Source organism: Serratia sp. LTN-2 (assembly GCF_059740205.1).
Window position 1 is genome coordinate 23,695 of the sequence record NZ_JCAXDO010000021.1, and the last position, 18,994, is coordinate 42,688.

21 protein-coding genes are annotated in these 18,994 nt (G+C 59.6%); 9 read left to right on the forward strand and 12 right to left on the reverse strand.

The genetic code is table 11. From position 1 onward, the window contains the following. Position 1 precedes the first annotated feature (1 nt). The gene (tamB, locus tag AC6BYQ_RS24705) at positions 2-3,820 is read right to left on the reverse strand and encodes an autotransporter assembly complex protein TamB (protein WP_498057666.1); all 3,819 of its coding nucleotides are present in this window, start codon (positions 3,818-3,820) and stop codon (positions 2-4) included. Then, a complete protein-coding gene (gene tamA / locus AC6BYQ_RS24710; RefSeq protein WP_198635868.1) occupies positions 3,817-5,535 on the reverse strand; it encodes an autotransporter assembly complex protein TamA in 1,719 nt (572 codons plus the stop codon). The genes tamB and tamA overlap by 4 nt, the downstream gene beginning before the upstream one ends. A 307-nt stretch (positions 5,536-5,842) precedes the next feature. Between tamA and msrA the strand changes: the two genes are divergently transcribed. After that, a complete protein-coding gene (gene msrA / locus AC6BYQ_RS24715) occupies positions 5,843-6,481 on the forward strand; it encodes a peptide-methionine (S)-S-oxide reductase MsrA (RefSeq protein ID WP_086012758.1) in 639 nt (212 codons plus the stop codon). Positions 6,482-6,661: 180 nt separating this feature from the next. Next, on the forward strand, positions 6,662-7,993 hold the full coding sequence (gene paeA, locus AC6BYQ_RS24720) for a polyamine export protein PaeA (RefSeq protein ID WP_038879165.1): 1,332 nt from the start codon (positions 6,662-6,664) through the stop codon (positions 7,991-7,993). A 66-nt stretch (positions 7,994-8,059) separates the two neighbouring features. On the opposite strand, the gene AC6BYQ_RS24725 is transcribed toward paeA, so the two are convergent. Beyond that, positions 8,060-8,266, reverse strand: a complete 207-nt coding sequence (locus AC6BYQ_RS24725; protein WP_019453363.1) for a DUF1107 domain-containing protein — start codon at positions 8,264-8,266, stop codon at positions 8,060-8,062. 330 nt (positions 8,267-8,596) lie between these two features. On the opposite strand from AC6BYQ_RS24725, the gene AC6BYQ_RS24730 reads away from it, so the two are divergent. Beyond that, positions 8,597-9,154 carry a YtfJ family protein gene (locus tag AC6BYQ_RS24730; RefSeq protein WP_025159587.1) on the forward strand — a complete coding sequence of 186 codons (558 nt, stop codon included), beginning with the start codon at positions 8,597-8,599 and terminating at the stop codon, positions 9,152-9,154. A gap of 1 nt (position 9,155) precedes the next feature. Here the strand turns inward: AC6BYQ_RS24730 and cysQ are convergent, their stop codons facing one another. Beyond that, the gene (cysQ, locus tag AC6BYQ_RS24735) at positions 9,156-9,896 is read right to left on the reverse strand and encodes a 3'(2'),5'-bisphosphate nucleotidase CysQ (RefSeq protein WP_033644177.1); all 741 of its coding nucleotides are present in this window, start codon (positions 9,894-9,896) and stop codon (positions 9,156-9,158) included. A gap of 254 nt (positions 9,897-10,150) precedes the next feature. Between cysQ and AC6BYQ_RS24740 the strand changes: the two genes are divergently transcribed. After that, on the forward strand, positions 10,151-12,103 hold the full coding sequence (locus tag AC6BYQ_RS24740) for a bifunctional 2',3'-cyclic-nucleotide 2'-phosphodiesterase/3'-nucleotidase (protein ID WP_498057667.1): 1,953 nt from the start codon (positions 10,151-10,153) through the stop codon (positions 12,101-12,103). Positions 12,104-12,216: 113 nt separating this feature from the next. Continuing rightward, a complete protein-coding gene (gene ytfE, locus AC6BYQ_RS24745; protein ID WP_498057668.1) occupies positions 12,217-12,882 on the forward strand; it encodes an iron-sulfur cluster repair protein YtfE in 666 nt (221 codons plus the stop codon). A 43-nt stretch (positions 12,883-12,925) separates the two neighbouring features. Here the strand turns inward: ytfE and bamJ are convergent, their stop codons facing one another. Continuing rightward, the gene (bamJ, locus tag AC6BYQ_RS24750; protein ID WP_004933618.1) at positions 12,926-13,546 is read right to left on the reverse strand and encodes a BamJ family beta-barrel-assembly machinery protein; all 621 of its coding nucleotides are present in this window, start codon (positions 13,544-13,546) and stop codon (positions 12,926-12,928) included. A 267-nt stretch (positions 13,547-13,813) separates the two neighbouring features. Between bamJ and AC6BYQ_RS24755 the strand changes: the two genes are divergently transcribed. After that, positions 13,814-14,482: an OapA family protein gene (locus AC6BYQ_RS24755; protein ID WP_154747207.1), complete on the forward strand. Its 669-nt coding sequence runs from the start codon at positions 13,814-13,816 to the stop codon at positions 14,480-14,482. A 3-nt stretch (positions 14,483-14,485) separates the two neighbouring features. Here the strand turns inward: AC6BYQ_RS24755 and AC6BYQ_RS24760 are convergent, their stop codons facing one another. From AC6BYQ_RS24760 to rpsF, 5 genes are all read right to left on the reverse strand, one after another. Then, positions 14,486-14,839, reverse strand: a complete 354-nt coding sequence (locus tag AC6BYQ_RS24760) for a DUF488 domain-containing protein (protein WP_498057669.1) — start codon at positions 14,837-14,839, stop codon at positions 14,486-14,488. 111 nt (positions 14,840-14,950) lie between these two features. Then, on the reverse strand, positions 14,951-15,403 hold the full coding sequence (gene rplI / locus AC6BYQ_RS24765; RefSeq protein WP_004933629.1) for a 50S ribosomal protein L9: 453 nt from the start codon (positions 15,401-15,403) through the stop codon (positions 14,951-14,953). 39 nt (positions 15,404-15,442) lie between these two features. Next, on the reverse strand, positions 15,443-15,670 hold the full coding sequence (gene rpsR / locus AC6BYQ_RS24770; RefSeq protein WP_000135199.1) for a 30S ribosomal protein S18: 228 nt from the start codon (positions 15,668-15,670) through the stop codon (positions 15,443-15,445). Between the two features lie 4 nt (positions 15,671-15,674). Further along, on the reverse strand, positions 15,675-15,992 hold the full coding sequence (gene priB, locus AC6BYQ_RS24775) for a primosomal replication protein N (protein ID WP_049233092.1): 318 nt from the start codon (positions 15,990-15,992) through the stop codon (positions 15,675-15,677). Positions 15,993-16,000: 8 nt separating this feature from the next. Further along, complete coding sequence (gene rpsF / locus AC6BYQ_RS24780; protein ID WP_004933634.1) at positions 16,001-16,399, reverse strand: 30S ribosomal protein S6; 399 nt, start codon at positions 16,397-16,399, stop codon at positions 16,001-16,003. A gap of 236 nt (positions 16,400-16,635) precedes the next feature. On the opposite strand from rpsF, the gene AC6BYQ_RS24785 reads away from it, so the two are divergent. Together AC6BYQ_RS24785 and AC6BYQ_RS24790 are read left to right on the forward strand one after the other, a co-directional pair. After that, entirely contained in the window at positions 16,636-16,857 is a 222-nt protein-coding gene (locus tag AC6BYQ_RS24785; RefSeq protein WP_498057670.1) for a hypothetical protein, read from the forward strand. Beyond that, positions 16,854-17,120 carry a YdgH/BhsA/McbA family protein gene (locus AC6BYQ_RS24790; protein ID WP_063918018.1) on the forward strand — a complete coding sequence of 89 codons (267 nt, stop codon included), beginning with the start codon at positions 16,854-16,856 and terminating at the stop codon, positions 17,118-17,120. The genes AC6BYQ_RS24785 and AC6BYQ_RS24790 overlap by 4 nt, the downstream gene beginning before the upstream one ends. Before the next feature lie 103 nt (positions 17,121-17,223). Here AC6BYQ_RS24790 and AC6BYQ_RS24795 read toward each other — a convergent pair whose 3' ends face one another. Both AC6BYQ_RS24795 and yjfP read right to left on the reverse strand, forming a co-directional pair. After that, positions 17,224-17,598, reverse strand: coding sequence for a hypothetical protein (locus AC6BYQ_RS24795; RefSeq protein ID WP_100219130.1), 375 nt, complete (start codon positions 17,596-17,598; stop codon positions 17,224-17,226). Between the two features lie 122 nt (positions 17,599-17,720). Then, positions 17,721-18,473, reverse strand: coding sequence for an esterase (gene yjfP, locus AC6BYQ_RS24800; RefSeq protein ID WP_019453372.1), 753 nt, complete (start codon positions 18,471-18,473; stop codon positions 17,721-17,723). A gap of 126 nt (positions 18,474-18,599) precedes the next feature. Here yjfP and bsmA point away from each other — a divergent pair, with 126 nt between their 5' ends. Further along, entirely contained in the window at positions 18,600-18,908 is a 309-nt protein-coding gene (bsmA, locus tag AC6BYQ_RS24805) for a biofilm peroxide resistance protein BsmA (RefSeq protein ID WP_074055420.1), read from the forward strand. Positions 18,909-18,994 lie beyond the last annotated feature (86 nt).

Below are 18,994 nucleotides of genomic sequence, written 5' to 3' on the forward strand. Positions count from 1 at the left end.
GCTAAAACTCAAACTGATAGAGCAAATCTAATGCCTGGTCGAGACCAGACACCGCTTCAAGATACAACTTAGGCATCAGGCGATAACGCAACGTCAGCGTGGCCAGCGAGTCGAAAATGCCCACCCCATATTTTACTTGTAAGCCTGGGAGGACATAGCCGCTCACGACAACCTGGGAATTGTCGCCAACCCCCTGAGTGTCCAGGGCCAAATTACTCACGCCGAATGCCTCGCCGATTTTACCCACAAGTTGACCACTTTGTGCAACCCCCATGCCGATTAACATCGACGTCATGGCGTTGCCGTCGGCACCGGAACTGCTCAAACCCTGGCCGCGCAGCAGATAAGACAAGGCTTCCTGCTGCGATTTGGCCGGATCGGAGAACACTTCCAGCTTCGGCGCATCCGCCAGGCCGGTCACGCGCACGCCGGCGGTCACGTCGTCCTCGGTGGATTCCGGGTTGCGGATCGCCTCGATGTTGAGCAGCGGCTGATCCGGCGGACCGGAGAACATCAGTTGCCCTTTACGTACGATCAAATCCTGACCATAAGCATGGAATCGACCGGAAGGGATGTCAATCTGGCCGTTGAGGCCCAGCCCTTTCTTGTCCTGCACCACCTTCAGGTCACCCTTCAGGCGAGCTTTGAGGCCAAAAGCGTCCAGCCGCACGTCGTTGCCGACGTGAATCATCAGGTTGCTGTTAATGGGGATCGACGCCGTCTTCGGTTGAATCGGCTTCAGCTGATCGTCCAGCATCACCTCGTCGGAAGAGACGCCCACCGCGCTTTCCGGCAGCTCCTGCACCGTGATGCGCGCCCAGGGAATATCGACCTTGCCGTTGAGCGAGAACAGCTGCGGCGTGGCTTCGAACACCAGATCCGGCGACACGTCGATGCGGATCATCGGCGGCACCGTCACCCGCAGCTTGTCGCCCTTGGCGGCGATGCGCGCACGCCAGGCATTGATGTCACGCCAGTCGGCGTCGCCCGCCAGATTCAGCTGGCCGCGCGTGGTGCTGAGCAGCCCCTCGAGTGTTGAGGTCATGCCGTTGAAATTCACCGCCAGCCGCGCGTCGGTCATGTCGAACGGCATCCAGTGCCCCTGCACCTTCGCCCGATCCAACGCCAGGCGGCCGAACACCAGCGGCTTCTGCGCGCTGCCGCCCAGGCGCAGGTTGGCGTTCAGCATGCCCGCCGCGCTTTCGCCCTTCATCAGCGCCGGGTTGATCAGCGCCAGCGAGATGTTGGTGATATTGACGTTGCCGCTGATGGTGCGCCGCACCTGCGGATCCGCCACCTGGATGTTGCCGTCGAACTGGCCGTTGTTGGTCAGTTTGATCCGCCAGTCGGCCTGCGCGCGGCCGTTGTTCAGCCCGGCGTTGAGGGTCAGCGTATCGAAGGCGATCGGCAGCGCGTTGCCCTGTACCTGCTGCACCACCTTGACGCCGTTGCCGGCCAGCGTGACTTTCGCCTCCGGCAGCGCGCCGCCTGATTTCCAGCTGACGTCGGCCCGGCCGGTGAACACACCGCTGAGGGCGGTTTCCGGACCGAGGAACGGTTTGATCATCGCCAGGTCGAACCGGTTAAGCACCACGCTGGCCTGGCCGCTCTGGCCGGCTTCAATGGTCTTCGGCACGCACAGCTCGGCATTCGGGTTCTGCCAGCAGTGCGGCCCGACGCTGATCTTCTGCTCGGTGTTCAGGTAGTCCAGCGCGATGGCGCGCGTCAGGCGCCACTCCCCGACCGGCGTATCGAAGCGGGTGTTGTTCAGATTGCCGCGCCAGCGCTGCTGTTGACGATCGAAGCTGCCCTGCAGCGCCAGCTGGCCGGAGACCGGTTTGCCGTCGATCTTCAACTGCAGCTGATGCTGTTTCTCGCTGCCTTTGGCGTCGAGGGTCAGCAGGCTGACCTCCAGCGCGTCCTGCTTCAGCTGCTCGACGCGTACCGCCAACTGCCCCTGGATCTGATCCGTGGAGCGCACATCACCATCGATCTTCACGCGGTTGATGCGCAGCGCCTGCCACTGCAAGCCGGAGGCGGTCAAATCCGCCAGCAGCTGCGGTGCCTGCAGATTGCCGCGCAGTTTCAGCAGCCCTTTGGCGGTGCCGCCCAGGCCCGGCAGCGCGCCGTCCAGACGCGGCGCGTCGATGTTGGCGTCCAGGTTCCAGCTCTTCTCGTCCAGTTGCCCTTTGACGTTCAGCTGGTTACGCCCCAGCGTCAGATCGATGCCGGGGATTTTCCACTGCCCGGCGGCGTTGCCGCTCAGCGTGCCGCGCGCCGTGACCTTGTTCTGCTTCACGTTGCCGTCCAGCTGCAACACCGGCACCTGCAACTGCCAGCTGCCGCCGTGCAGGCTGCCGCGCGTAGCTATCTTGCCATCGAGCTTCGCCGGCCATTCCGGCCACTGCTTGGCGGTATTGATGCCGCTCAGCGTCAATTGCGAGTTCCAACTGATGGCCTTGCTCCAGTCCACCAGCGCGGTGAGGTCGGTATTGCCCTGCAGCGCCGCCAGGCGCAGGCGCTCCAGCTTGAACTGCTCGACGTTGCCTTTGCCGTCCAGCGTCAACACCGCCGGCGGCAGATCCTGGCCTTTCAGATTGGCGCGCGTCGACAGCGCGTAGTCGGTCGCCTTGCCGTTAAAGCGCAGGCGGAAATCGTTGACCTGATACTGCGCCTCGCCGCTCAGCGGCCATTTCAGCTGCTTGCTCTGCAGCGTCAGCGCCAGCGGCAGGCCGGCTTCGGCCAGCCGGGTTTGCACATCGAGTTGGGCCCCGACCGGGCCGGACAGGTTCAGCGCCACCTTCAGCTCGTCACGCAGTCCGCCGCCGATGTTCAGCTTCACTTTCTCGCCCTTCAGCGGCTCGATATTCAACGCGCTGTTGGCGGTCAGGACCACCGGCCAGTCGCCGGTCAGGGTCGCCTGTCCCTGCACCGACAGCGTGCCCTGCGGCGATTTCACGTCGAAGTTGTCCAGCTGGATATGCTGGTCCTGCGTGCTGGCCTGCAGCAACAGGCTCGTGATCAGCACGTCGGTATCGCCGGTCAAGCGCAGCTGCTCGCCGCTGATCTCTTTGACGGTGATATCCAGCGGCAGGCGGATGTCCGGCAGATCCGGCAACAGCGGTTTGGCGAACAGTTCCTTCAGCGTTTCGCCGAGCGGCTTCTCTTCCGGCTGCGGCGCCGGTTTCGCCGCTTCGGTAACCTGCTCGCCGACCTTTTTCGCCACCTCTACCGCCGGTTGCACCGCTTCCGGCAACGGGTTTTGCGGGGTTTTCGGCAACGCGATCAGCAGCGAGCCGATCTTGGTGGGCATCAGCGTCAGCGCGCGCTCCTGCCAGTGTGCACCGGTGCGGAACTCGGCCAGAGAGATGGCGGTGTCGTCGACGGTGACCTTGACGTTATTCAGCGCCAACAGGCGCAGCGTGATCGGATAAGGCGTGCTGAGATTGGTGGTCGGCTCACTGCTCTCCTCCACCGGCGCGGCAGGCGCCATCTCTTTGGTGTTCACCGCCACGTCTACGTCCTGAGCGGTCAAGGCGTTGACGCACAGCGAGCTGCGTTTAAAACAGGAGAGATCGAGGGAGAGGTGGAATTGCCCGGCGTTGACCGTCACGCCCGGCATCTGATACTTCACGCCCTTCAGCGTCAAATCGCGCCAGCCGCCGCTGACGCCGGCGATCTCCAGCCCCGGCACCCAGCGCGCCGCGCCGTTGATGACCATATGCAAACCGGTGGTGGTCCCCACCAGAAAGGCCAGCCCGCCGATCAGCAGCAGCAGGACGACCAGAAATCCGAGACAAATCTTTTTAACCAGGCTCATAGTTCAGGCCCCAAACCGATGTAGAACTGCATCCCGTGGGTGTCCTTGTCCCCCACGGGCGCGGCGATATCCAGCTTCACCGGCCCCACCGGCGACTGCCAGCGCACGCCGACACCGGCGCCGGTTTTGAAGTTGCTCTGCTTGATATCGTTCACCGCTTCACCGGAGTCGACGAACATCGCCCCCCACCATTTGCCGGTCACGTTGTATTGGTACTCCAGCGATCCGGTCAGCATCTTGGAGGCACCGGTCAGCTTGCCGTCGTCATCGCGCGGCGAAATGTCTTTGTACTTGTAGCCACGAATGCTGCGGTCGCCACCGGCGAAGAAACGCAGATCCGGCGGCACCTTGTCGAAATCGTTGGTTTCAATCCATCCCACCTGCCCGCGCGCCACGAAACGGTGCTTGTCGGCCAGGGTGCGGATCCAGACGTTCTGCGCCTGCATCAGCGCGAAGTCCACGCCGGAGCCCCAGGTGGTGTCGGAGACGTCGATGGAGTAGCGCTGGCTGTCGCCCCAGGTCGGCATCAGGCCGCCGCGCGAACGGGTGCGGTTGAAGCTGACGCCGGGATACAACAGCATGGTGGTGTTGCTGACGTTACCCTGGGTAAAGTTATCCCAGCGCCAGGTCAGGTTGATCGCCCGCTGCCAGCCGCTGGAGAGATCCCAGTTGCGCGAGGCCACCACTTTGGAGGTGACGGATTTGGTGTCGTTGAGATTGACGTTCTTGAGCCCGCCCTGCAGCAGGTAATACTGCTCCAGCGGATTCTTCAGCAGCGGGATCTTGTAGGTCAGATCCAGCTGCTGCTCCGGCGCCGACACGCTGGCGCTGGTTTCCAGGCTATGCCCGCGATCGTTGAGCCAGGGCTTTTTCCAGGTGCCTTTCACCCGTGGGCCGACGTCGGTGGAGTAACCGATACCGGTTTCGACGGTGTTGCGCGTGCGCGGCGTCACCAGCGCGTCCAACGGCAAAATCTTGTTCTCTTTGGCATCGTTGAAATCAGGGGACACCACCACCGAGTTAAACCAGTTGGTGGCGGACAAACGGCGGTTCAGCTCGGCCAAATCCTCCGAACTGTAGTAATCCCCCTGATGAAAGGGCACCAGATTTTGCAGATAGTCTTCGCGGATTTGCGAACCGGTGAATTTCACCTTGCCGAAGCGATAACGTTCGCCGCTGTTGAAATCGATATCCCAAAACGCCTTGTGCAGATCTTCGGCCACGCCGAGCTGGCTTTTGGTCATGTCGGCATCGAAGTAGCCTTTGCGCAACGCCAGGCCGGTGAGCGAGCCTTTGAAACTGTCATACTTGCCGTGGTTGAGGATCTCACCGATGGTCGGCCGGTCCTTCTTTACCAGCGCCAGGTAGTCCTCATCGGTCTTTGCGCCGCCTTCCAGCACGATGTTGGCGCCGGCGATGCGCACCGGTTCGCCCGGATTGACCTTGGCATGCAGCACCGGGCGCGACATCCCCGGCCTGTCGTCCAGCGTAAACTCGATGGTCGGCTGGTAATAGCCGAGCGCGCGCAGCCCCTGGCGCACCGCCTCATCCACCCGCGCGCGAAAACGGCCGTCGGTGCCGACTTCTTCAGGCGTGATCGACGACAGCCGCACCCGGACGTTTTTTTCCAATTCTCCGCTTAACCCTTCCACCTGCAGCCGCACGTTCGCCGCGTAGGCTGCAGGTGTTGCAAGCAACACAGCTATCAAGCACATGACCGGGTACTTTGGCACGTGTTCTCCTTATTGATTTTACTTTCCTGTTATGGTGTTCGCTCCGGGGCCAGGGCAGACTCCGCGCTATCATGACGGCAGCCCTCTTCAGCCTCGTTCCGGACGCCGCCCGCCGCGCTTTGCCACCGCCGCGCAACAGGCGAATTCTTCACTTTTGGCGCTCAAAATACTGCGTTAAGCTTATACAAAATCCAACTTGCCACTTATTGTGGGCAAAGACGCGGTGAGATACAACCGAACCGCCGCCATGTAGGGTCAATTCTTACTGTGACAACAGGAGTCAACCGTGGTGCCATTTTTTGATAAATCACAAACCGTCGATAAGGCAAGCGCGCTGCCTGGCCGCACCACGCCAATGCCTGTCGCAACGCTCAACGTGGTCACCGAACACTCGATGACCCAGGTGCCGGCAGGCATGGAAGTGGCGATCTTCGCCATGGGCTGTTTCTGGGGCGTAGAGCGCCTGTTCTGGCAACAGCCGGGCGTCTACAGCACCGCCGCCGGCTACAGCGGCGGCTACACGCCGAACCCGACCTACCGTGAAGTATGCAGCGGCCAGACCGGCCATGCCGAAGTGGTGCGCGTGGTGTTCGATCCGCAGGTCGTCAGCTACAAACAGCTGCTGCAGCTGTTCTGGGAAAATCACGATCCGGCGCAGGGCATGCGCCAGGGCGGCGACGTCGGCACGCAGTACCGCTCGGCGATCTATACGCTGAGCCCTGAACAGCAGGCCGAAGCCGAAAGCAGCCTGCAGCGCTTCCAGCAGGCGATGGACGCGGCGGGAGACAAGCGTGTCATCACCACCGAGATCGCGCCGGCGCTGCCGTTCTATTACGCAGAAGACGATCACCAGCAGTACCTGTTCAAGAACCCGGAAGGCTACTGCGGGCTGGGCGGCATCGGCGTTTGCCTGCCGCCGCAGGGCTGATCCGATGCAGGCCGGCGGCACTTTTTTAACCGCTGGCGGCCCCTGTGGGGCAACTGCTATACTATGCGGGCCGCTTCTGCGGCCCGATAGCTTCCCTTCTGGTTGTTATCGCTGCTTTTTTTACTATGTACTACCCTTCCTCAAGAGCGCCGGCATCCCGTCGGCACGTATGGATAGATTATGTTAAACAGTATTTTACTGATTCTTTTTCTGATCGCGGTGAGTGCGTTCTTCTCACTGTCGGAAATCTCTCTGGCCGCCTCGCGCAAGATCAAACTGAAGCTGATGGCGGACGAAGGCAACGTCAACGCCGCCAGAGTGCTTAAACTGCAAGAAACTCCGGGCATCTTCTTCACCGTGGTGCAGATCGGCCTGAACGCCGTGGCCATCCTCGGCGGTATCGTCGGCGACGCGGCTTTTTCCGGCACCTTCCAACAATTCTTTATTAAATTCCTGTCCCCCGAACTGGCGGAACAGGTCAGCTTCATCTGCTCCTTCGTGCTGGTGACCAGCCTGTTTATCCTGTTCGCCGATTTGACCCCGAAGCGCATCGGTATGATTGCACCAGAGACGGTCGCCGTCCGGATCATCAACCCGATGCGTTTCTCCATCATGATCTTCCGCCCGCTGGTGTGGTTCTTCAACGGCATGGCCAACCTGATCTTCCGCATGTTCAAGCTGCCGATGGTGCGCAAGGACGACATCACTTCCGATGATATTTACGCGGTGGTGGAAGCCGGTGCCCTGGCGGGCGTGCTGCGCAAGCAGGAGCACGAGTTGATTGAAAACGTGTTCGAACTGGAATCGCGCACCGTGCCGTCTTCGATGACCTCGCGCGAAAGCGTGGTGTACTTCGATCTGCGCGAAAGCGAAGAGAGCATCAAGGAGAAAGTCTCGACCCACCCGCACTCCAAGTTCCTGGTGTGCGACGGCCATATCGATCAGGTGGTCGGCTACGTCGACTCCAAAGACCTGCTGAACCGCGTGCTGGGCAACCAGAGCCTGGTGCTGAGCAGCGGCGTGCAGATCCGTTCTGCGCTGATCGTGCCGGACACCCTCACGCTGTCTGAAGCGCTGGAAAGCTTCAAAACCGCCGGTGAAGACTTCGCGGTGATCCTCAATGAATATGCGTTGGTGGTGGGCATCATCACCCTTAACGACGTGATGACCACGCTGATGGGCGACCTGGTCGGCCAGGGTCAGGAAGAGCAGATCGTAGCGCGTGACGAAAGCTCATGGCTGATTGAAGGCGGCACACCGATCGACGACGTGATGCGCGTGCTGGATATCGACGAATTCCCGCAGGCGGGTAACTACGAGACCATCGGCGGCTTTATGATGTATATGCTGCGCAAGATCCCGAAACGCACCGACTTCGTCAAATACGCCGGCTACAAGTTTGAAGTGGTGGATATCGACAGCTACAAGATAGACCAGCTGCTGGTCACCCGGCTGAGCGACAAACCGGCGGCGGTACTGCCGAAAGCCCCGGAAGACACCCCGGCGGCTTGATGCCAGCCGGCAAAAACATCAGCGGCCCCATCGGGGCCGCATTTTTTTCAGCTGTCAGCATGGTGTTCAACCGAACTCGGCCTGCAACAGCAGCACCTGGCGGTTCACTTCAGACATCACGCTGAAATGGCGCTTGTCGCGAATCTTCGGCGGCAGGATTTTCCCCTCGTCGAATTCAAATGCGCCTACGTCCTTGATATATAGCCTTCCGCGAAACAGGGTCTTAACGTACTTTGCCACTTTCAAAGGGTTATAACGCTGGAAGATTCTCATTCTTTTACGCTCCTCCCGTTGATCCATGCGCTCAGCGAGCCGCCAAAGGTGGCAGCCTCGAAATTCAGAACGCAACTTGATTGCATGTAGTAGACCCAGTAAAGACCAGAACGTTCACTTTCGCCCGGTGATCTACGCTGGATTTACACTTTTTGACAGAATTGTATATGATAATTTATAACGTTTTCAGGATATCCCTTCAAAATCTGATGATTAGCGAACCAAGGGAAAATCTGCGATCCGGTTAACAGGACAGACCTCTTATCACATCCTATGCTTTAGGCTGTCGAAGTGCTGTCGCACAAATTCCCCCCATTACAAGGAGAAAGCATGAAAACAAGTCGCATGCTGATGGTATCCCTGCTGCTCGCCCCGCTTTTCGCTTCCGCACACAACTTCCAGCTCCAGCAGCGCGTGGCGCCGGTCGGCGTCAGCGACAAAGGAGAACTCAATTACGCTGACGGTAATTTTAGCTACCAAAACTGGAACAGCGCGCAGCTCAGTGGAAAAGTGCGGGTGATACAACATATTGCCGGCCGCAGCTCCGCCAAAGACATGAACGACCCGCTGATTGAAGCGATCAAGAAGGCGAAGCTACCACACGATCGTTACCAAACGACGACAATCGTCAACACCGACGATGCCCTGATGGGCACCGCGATGTTCGTGCGCAGCAGCATTGAAGACAGCAAGAAGGAGTTCCCGTGGTCGCAGTTTATCGTCGACAGCGACGGCAACGTGCGCAAAGCCTGGGATCTGCAGCCGAAAGGCTCAGCTATTGTGGTGCTGGATAAGCAAGGGCGCATCCAGTTCGCCAAAGACGGCGCGCTGACGCCGGAAGAGGTGCAGCAGGTGATGTCCAAGCTGCACCAGCTGTTGGCGAACTAACTCAGAACAGCGAAACCCGGAAGCCGGGGTTGAGGAAGGATTCACGCGGGGTGTAAAGCAACGGCTTGCCCTGCCAATCGTGAATCTGCGCCCCGGCGGCCACCGCCACCGCATGCCCTGCGGCGGTATCCCAAATGTTGGTCGGCCCGAAGCGCGGATAGAGCTGCGCCTTGCCTTCCGCCACCAGGCAGAATTTCAGCGAAGAACCGACGGACACGGTCTGGTGCTCGCCCAGCTGCTGCAGATAGTCTTTCAGTTCGTCGTCGATATGCGAGCGGCTCACCACCACCAGCGGCGGATGCGCGTTGCTGACGCCGATCGCCTGCCGCACGCCCTTCTCTTCTTTCCAGGCCTTGCCGCGCTCCGCCAGATACAACACGTCGATCGCCGGGGCATACACCACGCCCATCACCGCCTGCCCGTCTTCAATCAGGGCGATATTGACCGTGAACTCGCCATTGCGATGCAAAAACTCTTTGGTGCCGTCCAACGGATCGACCAGCCAGTAGCGCGTCCAGTTGCGACGCTCTTCCCACGCCGGCGGATCCTCTTCCGACAGCAGCGGCACCTCCGGCGTCAGCGCCGCCAGGCCGCGCTTGATGATATGGTGCGCCGCCAGATCGGCCGCCGTCACCGGTGAATCATCTTTTTTCTGTGCGACATCAAGCGGTTGTTCACCATCGTACACCGCCATGATCGCCGCCCCCGCCTCGCGGGACAGTTGGCAAATTCGCTCTAACATCATGCACCTCAACTCCGCATCTCCGTGGGAAATTTCCCTCTGTCTCTGCTAGCAGACTAGTTTTTTTTGCGCCGAATATCCATCTCAACCGCCTAAGCCCCGGGAATTGCTCAGATCTTGTAGGGCGCAACTGTGAACTTCCCCGCGTTACCTGCCGCCGTTTTCTGTCAAACTTCACAGTTTGCTGTGGCAAGCAATGTTAATTACATTTCCCTCTGCGATAACACTCGAATAATGGAATGGAGAGACCCCCAATGATGAAGCATCCACTGAGGCTGTCTGCGCTTGCGCTGCTGGTGTGCGCCTCGGCGCAGGCGGCGACCGTCGATCTGCGCGTGCTGGAAACCACCGATCTGCACAGCAATATGATGGACTTCGATTACTACAAGGACACCCCGACCGACAAATTCGGCCTGGTGCGCACCGCCAGTCTGATCCAACAGGCGCGCCAGCAGGCCACCAACGCGGTGTTAGTGGACAACGGCGACATCATTCAGGGCAGCCCGCTCGGCGACTACATGGCGGCCAAGGGGTTGAAGCCGGGCGACGTGCACCCGGTCTACAAGGCGATGAACACGCTGGACTATGTGGTCGGCAACATCGGCAACCATGAGTTCAACTACGGGCTGGATTACCTGAAGAACGCCATCGCCGGCGCCAAATTCCCGTATATCAACGCCAACGTCCTCGACGCCAAAACGCAAAAACCGCTGTTCACGCCGTACATCATTGTCGATACGCCGGTGAAAGACCGCGACGGCAAGACGCATACGCTACGCATCGGCTACATCGGCTTCGTGCCGCCGCAGATCCTGGTATGGGACAAAGCTAACCTGCAGGGCAAAGTGACGGTGGACGACATCACCGCCACCGCCAAGCGCTATGTGCCGGAAATGCGTAAACAGGGCGCCGATCTGGTGGTGGCGATCCCGCATTCCGGGCTGTCTAGCGAGCCTTACAAGGCGATGGCGGAAAACTCGGTCTATTACCTCAGCCAGGTGCCAGGCATCGACGCCATCATGTTCGGTCACGCCCATGCGGTGTTCCCGAGCAAGGACTTCGCCAACATCAAAGGCGCGGATATCGATAAGGGCCTGCTGAACGGCATACCGGCGGTCATGCCGGGCCAGTGGGGCGATCATCTCGGCGTGGTCGACCTGCAGCTCAACAACGATGGCGGCAGTTGGAAAGTGACCGCCGCCAAAGCGGAAGCGCGGCCGATCTACGACAAAGAGAACAAGAAATCGCTGGCGGCTGAAGACGCCGCGCTGGTGAAAGTATTGGCGGACGATCACAAGGGCACGCGCGAGTTCGTCAGCCAGCCGATCGGCAAATCCGACGGCAACATGTACAGCTATCTGGCGCTGGTGCAGGACGATCCGACGGTGCAAATCGTCAACAATGCGCAGAAGGCCTACGTCGAACATTACATCCAGGGCGACCCGGATCTTGCCGATCTGCCGGTGCTGTCGGCGGCGGCGCCGTTCAAGGTCGGCGGCCGCAAGAACGATCCCGCCAGCTTCGTCGAAGTGGAAAAGGGCCAGCTCACCTTCCGCAACGCCGCCGATCTCTATCTCTATCCCAATACGCTGGTGGTGGTGAAGGCCAGCGGCAAAGAGGTGAAAGAGTGGCTGGAGTGCTCCGCCGGTCAGTTCAACCAGATAGACGTCAATAACGCCAAGCCGCAAGGTTTGATCAACTGGGACGGCTTCCGCACCTATAACTTTGACGTGATCGACGGCGTCAATTACCAGATCGACGTCAGCCAGCCGGCGCGCTATGACGGCGAATGCCAGTTGATCAACAATAAGGCGGAGCGTATCAAGCAGCTGACCTTCAACGGCAAGCCGATCGATCCGAACGCCACCTTCCTGGTCGCCACCAACAACTACCGCGCCTACGGCGGCAAGTTTGCCGGCACCGGCGACCAACATATCGCCTTCGCTTCGCCGGATGAGAATCGTTCGGTGCTGGCGGCCTACATCAGCGCCGAAACCAAACGGCGCGGCGCAGTGCATCCGCAGGCAGACAACAATTGGCGTTTGGCGACCTTCAGCAGCAAGCAGCCGCTGGATATCCGCTTCGAGACCTCGCCATCGGACAAAGCAACGGCGTTTATCAAAGAGCACGCCCAATACCCGATGACCGCCGAAGGCAATGACCGCATCGGTTTCGCGGTCTATCGCATCGATTTAAGCGCAAAATAATCGCCAGGCCGGGGCAATCCCCCGGCCATCTTCGCTATTTTCCCGCTGGCGCGCCCTTTAAATTGCATTTAAAATGCATGTTATAGAATTCCTTCGTTTAAAGAGGCACTACCATGGATTACCGCAACCAATCCCTTGGCGCGCTCGCTATCGCCATTCCCCGGGCATCCCGTCTTTTTCGCCAACACCAGCTGGATTTCTGCTGCGGCGGCCGACAGTCACTGGAACGCGCCGCCGAGCGCAAAGGCCTGGATATCGACAAATTGGAGAACGAACTGGCCGCTCTGGCCGCCACGCCGGTACAAAACCGTGACTGGCGCACGGCCCCGCTCGATGAAGTGATCGACTACATTCTGCCGCGCTTTCATCAGCGGCACCGAGAACAGCTGGCCGAACTGGTGCTGATGGCGGAAAAAGTTGAACGCGTGCACGGCGACAAACCCGCCTGCCCGCGCGGGTTGGCGAAGCAGCTGAACCTGATCCGCCTGGATCTGGAGAATCACATGATGAAAGAGGAGCAGATCCTGTTCCCGCTGATCAAACAGGGGATGGGGCCACAGGCCGCCGGACCTATTTCGGTGATGGAACATGAACATGACGAGGCGGGCGAGCAACTGGAGGTGGTGAAGTTCCTCACCGATAATGTCACGCCGCCGGAGGGCGCCTGCACCACCTGGCGAGCGCTGTACAACGGCATCGACGAGTTCATCGGCGATCTGATGGAACACATCAGTCTGGAGAACAATCTGCTGTTCCCGCGCGCGCTGCGCGGCGCATAAAACAAGGGCGCCGCGAAGGCGCCCAGAGCAATCCTCGGTGGGATTACAGGATTTCCAGCAGCTCGACGTCGAACACCAGCGCGCTGAACGGCGGGATGGACGCGCCAGCACCACGCTCGCCATAGGCCAAGTTGTGCGGGATATACAGCTGCCATTTGGAGCCGACCGGCATCAGGGTCAGCGCTTCGATCCAGCCTGGGATCACGCCGCTGACCGGGAATTCCGCCGGCTGGCCGCGCTCAACCGAGCTGTCGAACACGTCGCCGTTGATCAGACGACCGGTGTAGTGCACACGCACGCGATCCTGACGGGACGGGATTGGGCCGTTGCCCTGCTCCAGCACGGAGAACTGCAGGCCGGACTCGGTCAGCGTCACGTCGTCGCGTTTGGCGTTGTCGTCCAGGAACTTCTGGCCTTCAACGGCCATCGCCTGCTGGCGCTCGCGGCGCACCGCGTCCGCACGCTCGTGGATTTCACGCAGCGCACGGTGCACCACGTCTACCGGAACCGCCGGGGCATTCCCTTCCAGCGCGTCGCGCAGACCCGCCAGCAAAGCTTCCGGTTGCAAACCTTCCAGCCCGGACTCTTGCAGCTGCTGGCCGACCTGTAAACCAATCCCGTAACTTGCTTGCGCTTCAACGCTGTCAAAAGAAGGGGTTGTCATGGGGTTTTCCTTAAGTCTGTAAAAAGTCGAAAGCGCAGCATAACAGCGCGTCAATGCCGGGTAAAATCTTGTGTGGAGAATGATGACTTTTGTCGTAGAAAAAGAAACAATAACCTTCTGTTAACGCCCGCAGCCGCAAACCTCGGCTCTGCCGCTCAGCCGCCTTTCACTTCAATCAGTTAGCGGACTATACTGAAAGCAGGATACCGGGCAGGCGACGCGTTTGTCGCGCCGCGCTAATTATTACGCCGTCGAAGAGAGGTCACCATGGGCAGAATCGCGCCCAGGAGAAGGAAAACCACCCGCATCTACCAGCCGCTGCTGCGCACCTGGCTGAACGTCAGCCAGCGCCTGAAACCGGGCGCCGCACCAGCGTCTGAAGGCGCGGAGCCGCCATCGGAACCGCCGTCGGCCAACGACAAAATGCAGCAGGTCAAAGCGCTGCTGGCCAAAGTCTGGCATCTGCCGGACGGTTTCCATTGGATGGAGCCGCTGCCCTACTTCCACCGCCGCTGGGTGCTGATCTTCGGCATCATTCTGCTGTTGGCGTTGCTGTGGCCTTACTCGCCCGAAAGACAGCCGTTCCCGGTATCTCAGCAGGAAACCAGTGTGCCGCTGCAGGCCGAACTGCAAAACGGCGGCACCACGTCTGCCAACGAAACTGCGCCGGCGGGCAACTGGCAGCGTTATCAGATCCAGCCCGGCCAGACGCTGGCCCAGCTGTTTCGCGACAACAACCTGCCGGTGAATGAAGTGTTCGCCATGGCGCAGGTGGAAGGCGGCGACAAGCCGCTGAGCAACATGAAAGCCGGCCAGGAAGTGCGTATCGAACGCGACGCCAACGGCGTGATTAACGCGCTGTCGGTCACCACCGCAGACAACAGCCAGGTGCTGTTCCGCCGCCAGGCCGACGGCAGCTACCGCCGGGAACGCTAATCCCTACAGCTGCGCCAGCAGAAACTCGCGCAGCACCACGCCCTGATTGTGCTCGGTATCCTTGCTGCCATACAGCAGCGTCAGCGCCTCCCCCTGCCGCAACAGCGCCACCAGCGGCCGCCAGGCATCGTTGGCCGCCAGCTGTTCGCGGTAACGCGCCTCAAAGACCGCCCATTGGTCGGTATGCTGATGGAACCACTTGCGCAGCTCGTCATCCGGCGCCACCTGTTTCAGCCACTGCACGCCCGCTAGCCTTTCCTTGCTGACGCCGCGCGGCCATAGCCTATCTATCAGATAACAATACGCCGGCGCCGGCGCGCTGAAGTCGTAAACCCGTTGCAGAGTAATCTTTGCCATCGCACGCTCTCCTTTTCATCCCGAGTTCAAGCGTAGCGCGTTTTACCGGGCGCAGAAAAGCAAAACGCCAGCGCGAGGCTGGCGTTTTAACCGGGTTAACAGCAGCGTAAATTACGCTTCTGCAACCACAACTACATTCAGCTGTGCGAACACGTCGCTGTGTACCTGGAAGTGCACTTCGTGCTCACCAGTGGTACGCAGAACGCCGTTCGGCAGACGAACTTCGCTCTTGGCAACTTCAACGCCTGCCGCAGTCACTGCGTCAGCGATGTCGCGGGTGCCGATAGAGCCGAACAGTTTACCTTCGTCGCCAGATTTGGAAGCGATGGTCACTGAACCCAGTTCGTTGATCTTGGTTGCGCGAGCTTCAGCAGCAGCCAGAACGTCAGCCAGTTTGGCTTCCAGTTCAGCACGGCGTGCTTCGAAGAACTCAACGTTTTTCTTGGTAGCAGGAACAGCTTTGCCCTGTGGTACCAGGAAGTTACGAGCGTAGCCCGCTTTAACGTTAACTTGATCACCCAGGCTGCCCAGGTTTGCTACTTTATCAAGCAGAATAACTTGCATTACCATATCCTCTCAAAGTCGTTAATGGACAGTGGCCGATTACTGATGACGATCAGTGTACGGCAACAAAGACAGGTAGCGCGCGCGCTTGATAGCACGGGCCAGCTGGCGCTGATATTTTGCACGAGTACCGGTGATACGGCTCGGTACAATTTTACCACTTTCGGTGATGTAGTTTTTCAGCGTAGCGATGTCTTTATAGTCAATCTCTTGAACGCCTTCCGCGGTGAAACGGCAGAACTTGCGACGACGGAAATAACGTGCCATTTGGCTAGTCTCCAGAATCTATCAATTCAATCTGCTCGGCATGCAGAACCAATTTGCTCAGCCCGTTGCGCCCTTGATGGCAGCTTACAAAGCCTTGCACGGTAATCTGACTGCCGACCGTTAATCTTTGAGTTAGTGCTTGTGACTGTTGTCCGCTGACAACCACGGGCATTCGGCACCATGCTTGTCTGCTGAATCCGGCTTCCATCTGCTGCGAACGGTGCTCTAGCACAAATTGGCAGTGCGGTATCCCGGAAGGACTCACTTTTCGAACCGGCGCCTTGCACACAGTGCCCGACAAAACCAGACGATTAGCCGTCACGGCGGCAATTACTCTTCAGAATCCCCAGCATCTGCATCATCTGCGGTTTCGTTAGCGAAGTCTTCGCGGCGATCGCCACGACGTTCGTCTTTCGCTTTAACCATCGGAGATGCTTCAGTTACCGCGTGCTTAACGCGCATAACCATGCTGCGGATAACGGCGTCGTTGAAGCGGAAGTTAGTTTCCAGCTCATCGATCGCTTCCTGCGGCGCTTCAACGTTCAGCAGAACGTAGTGAGCCTTGTGCAGTTTGTTGATCGGATAAGCCAGCTGACGGCGGCCCCAGTCTTCCAGACGGTGAATCTGACCTTGCGCGTTAGTGATGGTAGCACTGTAACGCTCGATCATGCCCGGAACCTGTTCGCTTTGGTCAGGATGGACCATAAAAACGATTTCGTAATGACGCATCGAATTGCTCCTTACGGATTATTCAGCCTCCTGTCAGGGTCAACCGCGGCCCATGGAAGCAAGGAACGTGTTTAGTGTGCGGCTGAAAAATGACGCGTAATCATACTGACGCAGGGCGGGAAACTCAAGGACTGCGTGGGTTTTATTCGCGTTAATGCGAGGCGCTATGGGAAATAGCACGATTTGCTCGTGGGTGAACCTATGTACGCCGATCCATCGGTTTCAAAAATCTTTCAATGAAATCAGCGCTGAGTCACAGATCTATTTCATTTTTTTTGAAAAAGGTCATCAAAACGCCCCGCTTTTTAATCCGCCGCAACGGACTAAAATTAACCATATCCGCCGCAGACAGCGCGACGAAAAAGATTCCAGGTTATTCAATGCAGATAAATGACTTTTTGCCGCAGCGACACTCGCTGTCAGGCCGTAACGGCAAGAAGTTAAGAGAGGCACTATGAAACGCATCATGCTCGCGACGGCGCTGGCCGCCCTGTTCTCCGCCAATGTAATGGCCGCGACGGAGATCACCTCGCACCAGGCCGATCAACGCCAGAGCGTCGGCTTCGTCACCCTGAACCAGAACGTGGTTTCGCCGGATGACGCCACCAGCCAGGTCAGTAAAATCGCCGATCAACGCGGCGCAACCTCTTATCGCATCATCGCCCTGCACGAACCGGGCGACAACAGCACGATGCACGTCAGCGCCGAGCTGTACCGCTAAAGAGACATGCCACGCCAGGGAAATCCCCAGGGCTTCACCAGAGAGCCCGTTAAGTCCACTCAGGAGCGCCGCACGTTGGGCGCTCCACTTCTTTCCACGCCAATCAGAGCTTGAGCAACGCCGGCGCGCTGAGCGCCTTGCCCGGATTGTGCAACTGCAACGCCATCCGCAAATAGTGGGTGCGCGTTTGCAGCAGCTCGGTACTTTCCGCCAGGGTCGCCCGCTGCTCGAAAGAGAGCGCCCCCGCCGCCGCAGTGTGAGTGGCCGCTGCTTTCGGCGCGAAAGAGAACAGTGCCGTCATGTTTTGCACCGTATGCGCGGTAATGCGCGACAGCGGATTCGCCTTGTTTTGCCGCGCTTTGCCGTCGGCGGCGCCCAACAGCTCGCTGAAGGCCGCTGATTTAACCTCGGCGCGCGCTTTTATCGTTCCCATCAAACTGCGATCGGCGTCGGCCGTCTTGCTGATACCCTTTATCATGCCCTGCTCCTTGCTGCCCCAGAAAGAATTCACGCTGACATTCTCCCCTTCGGGCGGCCAAACGATGGCCGAAACAACCTGCGCAGAGCGCTGTAATTCCCTGCATCGCGCCCGGATGCGCATTACAACTCGCGGCGGAAGAAATCGGTGGTGGCGGACAGCGCCAACGGCGTGATGCGATGCTTCACCCCCGGCTCGACGAGCGACGTCAAACGGCCGTCCGCGCCTTGCCGCCGCAGTTCGGCCGCCAAACGCAGGCTGTCAGCCGCCGGCACCACGTCGTCCGTCTCGCCGTGCCACAGCAGCAGCGGCCGCCCGGCGATCTGTGCCAAACGCCCCTCCAGTTCATACTCCGCCAGCACGGCGGTGCGCGCGGCATACGCCGCCGGCGAGAGCGCCTCGCCCCGTTCGCCCAACGGCGGATACAGCGTTCGCGCCAGCGAACGGTAATAACCGGAGCCCATCAGGCTGGCGGCCGCCCGGATCCACGGGAAGCGCGCGAAGGCGCCAAGCGCAGTCATGCCGCCCATTGAGGCGCCGGCGACGCCGATGCGTCCGTCGGCAATCAGGCCGAGCCGCTCAAAATGCGCTTTGACCTGCGGCAGTTCGTCGATATTGCTGCGCAAGATCTCCCAGAACGATGCCAGGCGCCGCGTCTCATCGCCGTCGAACCGCTCGCCGTGCCGATCGGCATCCGGCAGCACCGCTCGAAAACCGGCACGCGCCAGCGCATAGGCGAAGTAGGCGTACACCTCTTTCGACGAGGTATAGCCATGGCAGAAGAACACCGTCGGCAGCGGCCGATGATACTGCCCCGCCGGCACCGCATGGATCACCGCAATATCGCCCGCCCGCTCGTCATGAATTTCGATCATCCGCTCATCCTCAATCACCTGTTGGCATTCATCATGACAAACTTGCACGAAGCAGCGATAGCTCAATCTGTTACAGCTTATATTGCGTTACACTGAAGCCATCGCACCGGCGCTTCCGAGGTCACCATGACGATTGTCCGTACACTCATTAGCCTGACTCTGGCCACACAGCTTTCCGCCTGCGGCATCATGACCACCACGCCGAAACCGCCGCCTCCGCCCACCGCACAGGCGCAGGAGATCGTCCGCGCGCAAACCGCCGAGCTGGTGAAAATCGGCACCGTCACCGCCGTGGTACGCGGCAGCCCGATGGACGTGGAAGCGGAGATCCAGCGCAAGGCCACCGCCGCCGGCGCTCGTTATTACGTGATCATCATGAACAGCGAGACCGTCGTGCCGGGCCAATGGTATTCCCAGGCGATCCTGTATCGCTAAGGCGGGGATTTTTTAAGCAGATTTACACTGGCTTTGCACAGGCTGAAGCAGGGTGTTGCACACTGAGGGACAGCATGCCGCATGTT